Annotated in this window: 7 protein-coding genes and 1 pseudogene; 5 read left to right on the top strand and 3 right to left on the bottom strand. The window is 43.8% G+C overall.

The window, feature by feature from the left end; genetic code table 11:
- Together IS446_RS08045 and IS446_RS08040 are read left to right on the top strand one after the other, a co-directional pair.
- A pseudogene (locus IS446_RS08045) lies at positions 1-275 on the top strand (DUF3244 domain-containing protein); the annotation flags it as partial.
- Between the two features lie 246 nt (positions 276-521).
- Entirely contained in the window at positions 522-917 is a 396-nt protein-coding gene (locus tag IS446_RS08040) for a hypothetical protein (protein ID WP_203059588.1), read from the top strand.
- Positions 918-1083: 166 nt separating this feature from the next.
- Here the strand turns inward: IS446_RS08040 and IS446_RS08035 are convergent, their stop codons facing one another.
- Both IS446_RS08035 and htpG read right to left on the bottom strand, forming a co-directional pair.
- Positions 1084-1503: a hypothetical protein gene (locus tag IS446_RS08035; protein WP_203059586.1), complete on the bottom strand. Its 420-nt coding sequence runs from the start codon at positions 1501-1503 to the stop codon at positions 1084-1086.
- A 214-nt stretch (positions 1504-1717) separates the two neighbouring features.
- Positions 1718-3601 (bottom strand): molecular chaperone HtpG, encoded by a 1884-nt coding sequence (gene htpG / locus IS446_RS08030; protein WP_203059584.1) that lies wholly within the window; start codon positions 3599-3601, stop codon positions 1718-1720.
- 367 nt (positions 3602-3968) lie between these two features.
- Between htpG and IS446_RS08025 the strand changes: the two genes are divergently transcribed.
- Positions 3969-4637, top strand: a complete 669-nt coding sequence (locus IS446_RS08025) for a TetR family transcriptional regulator C-terminal domain-containing protein (RefSeq protein WP_203059582.1) — start codon at positions 3969-3971, stop codon at positions 4635-4637.
- Positions 4638-4653: 16 nt separating this feature from the next.
- Entirely contained in the window at positions 4654-5964 is a 1311-nt protein-coding gene (locus tag IS446_RS08020; RefSeq protein ID WP_203059580.1) for an ABC1 kinase family protein, read from the top strand.
- 81 nt (positions 5965-6045) lie between these two features.
- Here the strand turns inward: IS446_RS08020 and IS446_RS08015 are convergent, their stop codons facing one another.
- Positions 6046-8487, bottom strand: coding sequence for an alpha/beta hydrolase family protein (locus IS446_RS08015; RefSeq protein WP_203059578.1), 2442 nt, complete (start codon positions 8485-8487; stop codon positions 6046-6048).
- A gap of 195 nt (positions 8488-8682) precedes the next feature.
- On the opposite strand from IS446_RS08015, the gene IS446_RS08010 reads away from it, so the two are divergent.
- A complete protein-coding gene (locus tag IS446_RS08010; protein ID WP_203059576.1) occupies positions 8683-9693 on the top strand; it encodes a 3-oxoacyl-ACP synthase III family protein in 1011 nt (336 codons plus the stop codon).
- Positions 9694-9708: the final 15 nt, after the last annotated feature.

Genomic DNA, 9708 nt, shown 5'->3' with positions numbered 1-9708 from the left:
AAGCTGTTGCAGTTGAAGCTGATAAAACTTATGTTGGACAACCATTTTTCAGAACAGAGAATAATGTAGTGAGCATAAACATGCTCAATATGGATACCACTCCTGTAACAGTAAAGGTATACGACCAGTTTGATCGTGTGTTATTCGATCAGATCATCACCGCAGATGACTCTGTTGGTAAGGCTTTCGACTTTTCAAATGTTGAAGACGGGGTTTATACCATTGTTGTTAAGAAGGGTGCTAATAAATTCGTAAAGAGAATCGAAAAGATCTAATCACGAGTTCATATAGTTATTTTAATCGATGTCGAAGGAGGGGATTAGATCCCCTCTTTTTTTTGCTTTGAATAAAGGGAGCAAAATACAATTTTACGAACAATATACGCTTTATTGTCATTCAGTGTCTTCATTTAGCACATATAGGTTAAAATAGTGCATAAAGTGGAAAAAATTGAAGTAGTGTAACCTTGGTTCTGTTGCGATATTTGCCATGTAATTAAAGTTCAAAAAAGAAAAAGCAAGATGAAAAAAATATTTAAACTAAGTTTCGCCCTTTTGATGATCGCATTCGTTGGAACCGGGCAATTGGCAGCAAACACTGTAGAAGATAAAGTGATCTTATTGAATGAAGGTGGTGAAGCTAAAGCTGTTGCAGTTGAAGCTGATAAAACTTATGTTGGACAACCATTTTTCAGAACAGAGAATAATGTAGTGAGCATAAACATGCTCAATATGGATGCCACTCCTGTAACAGTAAAGGTATACGACCAGTTTGATCGTGTGTTATTCGATCAGATCATCACCGCAGATGACTCTGTTGGTAAGGCTTTCGATTTTTCAAATGTTGAAGACGGGGTTTATACCATTGTTGTTAAGAAGGGTGCTAATAAATTCGTAAAGAGAATCGAAAAGATCTAATCGCGAATACATATAGTTATTTTAATCGATAGTTGAAGGAGGGGATTAGATCCCCTCTTTTTTTTGTCCTGTTTTGGGTGCCGGGGCAGAAAGGTGTGGATCGCTGTGGGAAGAAAGACTTGAATTACTATAGGAAAAGCCTTGAATTGCGGCAGTTGGAATTCACTCAGGCCTGCTTCGGGGATTTATCGTGTTTTACGTATTCAAGCTTTCGAAAGCGTACAGCCTCCCAGTCGTCGTTCACCTTGACGTTCTTAACCGCTTCAAAACATTTGCGGTTAAGTTGGGTCCAGGGATAGGCATTGGTAATGTCTGTGTCATAGCGCTCTGAGCGTTTTCTCGGATGAGCGATCCATAGCACAGCATCTTCCTTTAATTTGTGAAGTACGGTAGGGAGCTGATTCTCAAGTTCGGCGATCGTAGTCACAAAGATCAGTGCGAATTCGATCTTACTGATCTGAATGACCGACTCGTAGATCTCTATATCGACGAGGGATGCAAGTTCATCGCTAAAGCCTTCCGGCTCGTTCAATACGAGAATGGCATCCTGATTTTCGAGTTTAAGTTTTTCGAACAAGGTCTTCATAGGCCTAAAGTTACGAAATATGGTCAGTAAAACCTTGTTTTACAGAGCAGTATGTTTTGGTGCGCTATAGCTTAGGTCAAAGGTGGGATCGGGGAGGTTGAGGTGCTATACTGCGCTTTCAATAAAGTCTTACAGGCGCGATGAGTAGAATGCGTTCAAAAAAAAAGGTCCGCCCCTTTCGGGAACGGACCTTTTAAGCGTTTGTATAAGGACCTTATTTGATCAGGTCGTAGCTTCGTTTCACGAATTTAGTGAGTTCCTCTCCTTTGAGAAGTCCTTGTGAAAGGCGGGCAAGATCCAGCGACTGATTGATCAGACGCTCTTTCTTAGCCTGTGTTTTAGAGGCGAGCATTTTGCCCACCAACTCATGATTGGTATTGACTACCAGGTTGTACATTTCCGGCATATTACTCATCCCGAACATACCTCCACCTCCGGTAGCGCTCATCTCTTTCATACGTCTCATGAACTCGGGCTGAGTGATCACGAATGGAGCGGTATTGCTATCCAGGGCTTCCAGTTGTACGGTGAACTTTTCGCTCGGGATCACCCCTTCGAGAAGGGTTTTAAGCGTTTCTTTCTCCTCGTCGTTCAATTTTGAGATCTGCTCCTCATCTTTCTTGATAAGGTTATCGAGAGAATCAGAATCTACACGGGCAAAACTAATGTTCTCCTTACTGGTTTCCAGTTTCTGCATGAGGTGAGAAACAATGGGCGAATCCATAAGCAAAACTTCGTAACCACGATCTTTGGCCTCGCTAATATAGCTATGCTGTGCGTCTTTGTCCGAAGCATACAGGATCACCAGTTTGTTGTCCTTGTCGGTATGCTGGTCTTTGATCTTCTCCTGTAGTTCTTCAAAGGTGTAGTAGGTGTTATCTACCGTTGGGTATAAGGCGAACTTCTCTGCTTTTTCGAAGAACTTCTCTTCCGATAGCATACCGTATTCGATAACCACCTTGATGTCGTTCCATTTTTGTTCGAAGTCCTCACGATTTTCATTGAAAAGACTTTTGAGCTTGTCGGCTACTTTCCTGGTGATGTAGTTCGATATTTTCTTCACATTACCATCGGCCTGTAGATACGATCGCGATACGTTAAGGGGAATATCCGGTGAATCGATCACCCCACGCAGCATGGTGAGAAACTCAGGAACGATACCTTCTACATTATCGGTAACAAAAACCTGGTTCTGGAACAGTTGGATCTTATCTTTCTGAATGTTGATATCGTTGGTAAGTTTCGGGAAATAAAGGATCCCGGTAAGGTTGAACGGATAATCAACATTAAGGTGAATATGGAAGAGAGGCTCTTCGAACTGCATAGGGTAGAGTTCCCTGTAGAAATTCTTGTAGTCTTCATCCGATAGGTCTGCCGGTTGTTTGGTCCAGGCCGGCTCCGGATTGTTGATGATGTTATCTACAGTGATCTTTTCTTCTTTGGCGTCTTCAACTTCACCGGTGGTTTTGCTTTCTTCTCTGGTACCGAACTTAATGGGGATCGGCATAAATTTATTATACTTCACCAAGAGCTCTTCAATACGGGCATCTTCCAGGAATTCTTCAGAATCACCGTTAATATGAAGGATGATCTCCGTACCACGCTCCTTGCGATCACTTTCTTCAAGCGAATATTGAGGTGAGCCGTCGCAGCTCCAGTGCGCTGCAGGTTCGTCCTTGAACGATTTGGTGATGATCTCTACTTTGTCGGCTACCATAAATGCCGAATAGAATCCCAGGCCAAAATGTCCGATGATCCCACTGTCCTTGGCAGAGTCCTTGTATTTTTCAAGGAATTCTTCCGCGCCGGAAAATGCCACTTCATTGATGTACTTCTGCACTTCATCGGCGGTCATTCCCACACCTTGATCAAGAATGTGGAGTTTCTTTCCCTCCTTATCGATCTTAACTTCGATCACCGGGTCACCGTATTCCACACCTGCAGCCTCTCCTATATTAGTAAGGTGCTTTAATTTAAGGGTAGCGTCGGTCGCATTTGAGATCAACTCTCTTAAAAAGATCTCGTGATCGCTGTAAAGAAACTTCTTGATGAGCGGAAAAATATTCTCAACAGATACATTAATATTTCCGGTTGTCATAGCTGTTTAATTTGAATTAATTACGACTACCAAATGGCAAAAAAAATACCATATCCACCAGGTGTGACAACATGTCAGAAATCGTGGTTTTTAGTATTTGGCATAAGTTTAACAAAAATAATGTTTAATAAATTTGCTAAAAAGATAAACAGGGTGTATTTTAGCGGTATCATTATGGGAAAACTTGCTATGAAAAGTTAACAATGAAATATTCCTGTAATTGGTTTGTTTATTTATTGGTTAGGTTGTTTGGGAAACGCGCTTTTATCTAAAGGCGCGTTTTCTGCGTTTATAAAGCTGTGTTAATGTTGTTTAAAGTTTTAGGAAAAAAGATAAACATGAGTTATTTTTGTTCAAAACTTATTGAATGACAGCAAAGAAGACAGCATCGAAACAAAAGATATCGGCCTCCGCGATCCTGGATTATTATATGAATCGTGTTCTTGAACACAATGCTATTCCTGAATCGGTTTACCTGTTTTGCAAGGAAATGGAGATCACGGAAAAAGAATTTTACCAATTCTTCCCTTCCATTTCAGCCTTAGAGAAAGAGGTTTGGAATCAATTCTTTGATCACACCATGAGCCTGCTTCAAAAGGATGAGGCTTTTCATGGCTATGAGAATCGTGAGAAACTTCTAAGCTTTTTTTACACCTTTTTTGAATTGCTTATGCTTAATCGCAGTTATGTATTGCGGGTAACTCATGAAGGAAAAGGGGGATTTAAAGACCTTGAACAGCTTAAGGGATTGCGCAGCAGGGTGAAAGAGTTTGCCCACGGACTCATAGAAGAGGCGAACGAAGATAAACAGTTAAAGGTGAGTCAGCGTTCTCCCCAGATCTTCTCGGAAGGGGCCTGGGTTCAACTGCTTTTGATCATGAAATTCTGGATCGAAGATGAATCGCCGGGATTTGAAAAGACCGATGTGTTTATCGAGAAATCGGTGAATACCGTATTCGACCTTTTTGAATCGACCCCGCTGGATAAGGTGCTTGACCTCGGTAAGTTCTTATGGAAAGAACGTATGAACCGATAAATGAAGAGGAACGACCATGAAAACATTAGACCATATACCTACGGGTAAGATAGAGCGTGCCGGAAAGCTGGTGACCACGGGAGCCAGGGTCGGGAGTAACTATCTCAAATACTACGCTGGCAAGCTGGTAAATCCCGAGCTTAGCCGCGATCAGCTAAATGAAGAAAACGCAGAAGACATTTATAATGGGCTAAAATCCCTAAAGGGAAGTGCCCTGAAAGTGGCCCAAATGCTTAGCATGGAGAAAAACCTGCTCCCCCGTGCCTATGTCGAGAAATTCTCTCTGGCGCAGTTTTCGGTTCCCCCTTTATCTGCGCCATTGGTGCGGAAAACCTTTAAAAGATACCAGGGAAAATATCCTGAGGAGATCTTTGATACGTTTAGCCGGAATTCTGTGAATGCAGCTAGTATCGGACAAGTACATAAAGCCACTATAGACGGTAAAGAGCTCGCTGTTAAAATACAGTATCCCGGAGTGGCAGAAAGCGTAAGTAGTGACCTCGCATTGGTAAAGCCTTTTGCGATCAAAATGTTCAACCTGCAGGGTAAAGACTCTGATAAGTATTTTAAGGAGGTGGAGCATAAATTGCTGGAAGAGACTAATTATATTCTTGAAGTACAGCAGAGTGAAGAGATCACCAAAGCCTGTGCGCATATCGAAGGGATCAGGTTTCCGCAATATTACAGCGAATGGTCCAGTGAACGCATCATTACCATGGATTGGATGCATGGAGTACACCTTAGCGAGTTCGTCGCTACCGATTTCAGCCGGGAGACCGGCGACCGATTGGGGCAGGCCCTTTGGGATTTCTATATGTTTCAGATGCACGGCTTGCGAAAGGTACATGCCGATCCGCATCCGGGGAATTTCCTGATCAGTGAGAAAGATGAGCTTATCGCTATAGACTTTGGATGTATAAAAGAGGTACCTGAAGAGTTCTATGTGCCTTATTTTGAACTGGCCCGAAAAGAAGTTTTCGAAGATCGGGAACTGTTTGACCAGAAATTGTTCGAGCTTGAGATCCTTACCGATAGCGATTCTGAAGAAGAATTGGCTTTCTTTAAGGCCTTGTTCCGGGAGATGCTGGCCATTTTTACCTCACCATTTAATGCGGAGACCTTTGATTTTTCAGACGATGGATTTTGGGGTAATATAGCCGATCTAAGCGAGCGCTACGCCAACGATCCGCAGATCAGAAAAATGAACGGTAACAGAGGGTCCAAGCACTTTCTATACATCAACCGCACCTTCTTTGGATTGTACAATTTATTGCATGATCTCAAGGCTAGAGTAACTGTAAATAATTATAGAAAATACTTGTCATAAAGTGACTTTGATTGATGCAATGAAAAAGGGAGCTCCCATATGGTATTGGAAGCTCCCTTTTCTTTTTATCAGTGAACTTAATTAATTGGAAGCGGCCTCTGCATCTTCCGATTTTCTGTTCTTAACGTGTTTTTCCAACCATTGATCTTGTTCCCACAGCATATGGAGTATGCTTTCCTTGGCACGATATCCGTGACTTTCTTTAGGGAGCATAACCAGCCTTACCGTTGCGCCCAATCCTTTTAGCGCATTAAAATATCGTTCACTTTGCATAGGGTATGTTCCGCTGTTGTTATCTGCGACCCCGTGAATAAGGAGTAAGGGCGTTTTCATCTTATCGGCATGCATAAATGGCGACATGGTGTAGTACACTTCAGGAGCTTCCCAGTAGGAACGTTGCTCACTTTGAAATCCGAATGGCGTCAGGGTTCGGTTGTACGCCCCGCTTCGGGCAATTCCGGCCGCGAACAGGTCGGAGTGCGAAAGCAGATTGGCTACCATGAATGCCCCGTAACTATGACCTCCAACGGCAACCCTGTTTGGATCTATATAGCCCTTTTCATTTAGCGCATCGATCGCAGCCTTTCCGTTAGCGACCAATTGGGCGCGGAAGCTGTCGTTAGGTTCGGCATCACCTTCCCCGATAATTGGGAAAGCGGCATCGTCGAGCACGGCATACCCCTTGGTTACCCAGAATACCGGGGAAGCCCAGCTTGGGAAGGTAAATTCGTTAGGGTTTTGCGTATTTTGTGAGGCAGAGCTTTTGTCTTTATACTCCCTGGGATAGGCCCATAGAATCAGAGGGAGTTTTTCTCCGCTTGACGGATCGTAGTTCTCCGGAAGATACAGGGTACCTGAAAGATCGAGTCCGTCGTCCCTCTTGTAGGTGATCACTTCTTTGTGCACGTTCGCCAGACTTTTGAACGGATTCTCAAATTGGGTTAACGGCATTGGAGCCATGCGTCTTTTTAACGATCGCATGTAATAATTAGGATACTCGTTCTTCGACTCTATACGCACCAGGAGCTGATCTTCTTTTGGTTTGTAATCCAGCAGATTCTCTTTTTTACCTTCCAGTTTAGAGGTATAGATACGCTGCTTTTTCATGGTTTTGAGTTCCACCCGGTCTACAAAAGGGAATTGCCCTTCCGGTGTGTAACCCGCTCCCATCATATACGCGTGGTCGCCCTTATCGAGGAACAGGGTATTTCTGCCAAATTTGTTTCTTGCGGTCACAAAGCGTCCCGGATCACTATAGACATCCTGGTAGTTTCGGTCTTCGATGATCTTAACCTTGTCCGGGGCTGAAGGATCAAAGAGATAGGTCTTGGTATTTCTGTTGTTAAACCAACGGTCGTAAGCCACAGCAGTGTGATCATCGCCCCAGGTGATCCCTGCATAGCGATTCTTTAATTTTAAAAGTGCTTTCGGGGTCTGATTGAAGGGAGCGCTCCATAAGTACACCTGGTCGCGGTATTCGGCTTCGGTGGCAGGGTCACCGCCATCCAATGCTTCTACATAATATAAGGTAGCACCCTTATCACTTCTCCAGCCAATACTTCTTTTTCCCGTATACGTAGCCATAAAGCCTTTAGGAAGTTCTTCCCTTAAGGGATCCTCTGCGATCACTGAAACAAGGTCGCCTTTCGGAGTGTAAACGACGGTGGTCGAAGGGAACCTGTAGTAAGGAACAATATAGGAGAATGGTTTTTTGATCTCAGATACCATGATATACTTATGGTCCGGAGATACAGAAATATTGTCATGCATGGCCGTTGACTTCCAAAGGGTTTTTGTTCCATCCAGGTCTACCTTATAGATCTCAGACCGGGCCAGTTGTTCAAAGTTGAATTCGTCAGACGGGTCCTTTAACAGGTCCTGGTAGGTTCTGTTCTGGGCCTTTTTACCGTCATTGGTTGAAATGGTGGGTCCCGTAGGAACGGCTTCTGCAGTATTGATAAGTGGCTTGCGATCGGAAGGCAGCATTTTTACCAGCAGGGAAGAGCCCTCGTCAACCCAATTGATCACATCGCCCATGTTCGCATTTAAAACAGGGTCGGTAAGTCTTTTTAGCTCGCGGGATTCCAGCTCCAGTACCCAAAGGGCCACCCCGTTTTCTGTGGTATTGGTAAAGGCGATGAATTCCTCATTAGGAGAAAGGGAGAAATTGGCCAGCCTGGCATTTTCAGGGATACCCTCGATCGCATAAAGTTCATCACCCATAGGGTCCTTGATCTTTACATTGTTCACATAGCGGGTTCTGCTGCCAATATTGGTCTTCGGATTAATACGCAGTCCGCCCAGGCGCATTTCGGTTTCCGAGAGTTCGGCCACCGAACTGTATGCACTTCTGTAAAGCAGTAACATGTGTTCGTTGTTGTCGGTAAGAAATACCTGGGGAGCAGGAGTCGCCTCTGCCAGCTCCAGGATCTCGTTCGAAGGTTTTTGGTAATTCAGTTTTTCCTGAGCCAGTCCTAAAGCAGAAAAGGCCAGAAAAAAGCATCCAAAAATTAATGTTCTCATGAATGGATTTTTTAAACGATTTGTAGTGTGTGATTTGCAATTGGAAAGATATGAATTTTTTTACCTGTAGAAGTCGTTATGCTCAGGGTGGAAATTGCGATATTTTCGAATTTCTCAATGAAATGGGCACTTTTTTATGTATTTTTAATTTGTAGTTTTGCTTCACTCAGATAAGATCAATTAAACAAACAACATATGTATAATTCACGTTTTGCCGGTCTTGGTTATTACGTTCCTGAAAATGTGGTTACTAATGACGACCTGTCAAAGGTAATGGACACCAGTGACGAGTGGATCCAGGAGAGAACCGGTATAAAAGAGAGGCGCCATGTGATCAAGGGCGAGGAAACGACCATGACGATGGGAGTTAAGGCCGCCGAGCAGGCTATTGAGCGCTCGGGCCTGGATAAGGATGAGATCGATTTTATAGTATTCGCCACCTTGAGTCCTGATTATTATTTCCCTGGACCGGGAGTAATGGTGCAGAAAGAATTGGGATTAAAACGCACTGTTGGGGCCCTTGATGTTAGAAATCAGTGTTCCGGATTTGTGTATGCCGTTTCTGTTGCCGACCAGTATATTAAAACAGGGATGTATAAGAACATTCTCGTGATCGGTTCTGAAACCCATTCTCCGGGATTGGATTTCACTACCAGAGGGCGTGGGGTTTCTGTGATCTTCGGTGATGGTGCCGGAGCAGCAGTATTAACAAGGGAAGAAGACAACAGCAAAGGGATTTTGTCTACCCACCTGCACTCAGAGGGAGAGCATGCCGAAGAGCTGGCTCTTATCGCTCCCGGAATGGGAAGACATTGGGTAACCGATATTATTAAGAACAACGATCCTGAAGAAACTTCGTACTGGCCGTATATGAACGGACAGTTCGTATTTAAGAATGCTGTCGTACGTTTTAGTGAGGTGATCATGGAAGGACTTAAGACTAATGAACTCTCTCCGGCAGATATCGATATGCTGATCCCGCACCAGGCTAACCTCAGAATTTCACAATTTATTCAAGGGAAATTCAAGCTTAGCGACGACCAGGTGCATAACAATATTATGAAATACGGTAATACGACCGCTGCGTCTATTCCGATCGCACTTACTGAAGCCTGGGAGCTCGGTAAGGTGAAGGAGGGCGACCTTGTGGTGCTGGCTGCTTTTGGTAGTGGCTTCACCTGGGGAAGTGTGATCATACGGTGGTAGAGTATATCGCTAACA

This window comes from Robertkochia sediminum, assembly GCF_016786255.1.
In the GTDB taxonomy this organism is placed as follows: domain Bacteria; phylum Bacteroidota; class Bacteroidia; order Flavobacteriales; family Flavobacteriaceae; genus Robertkochia; species Robertkochia sediminum.
This window is presented reverse-complemented; position numbering and strand designations above follow the sequence as displayed.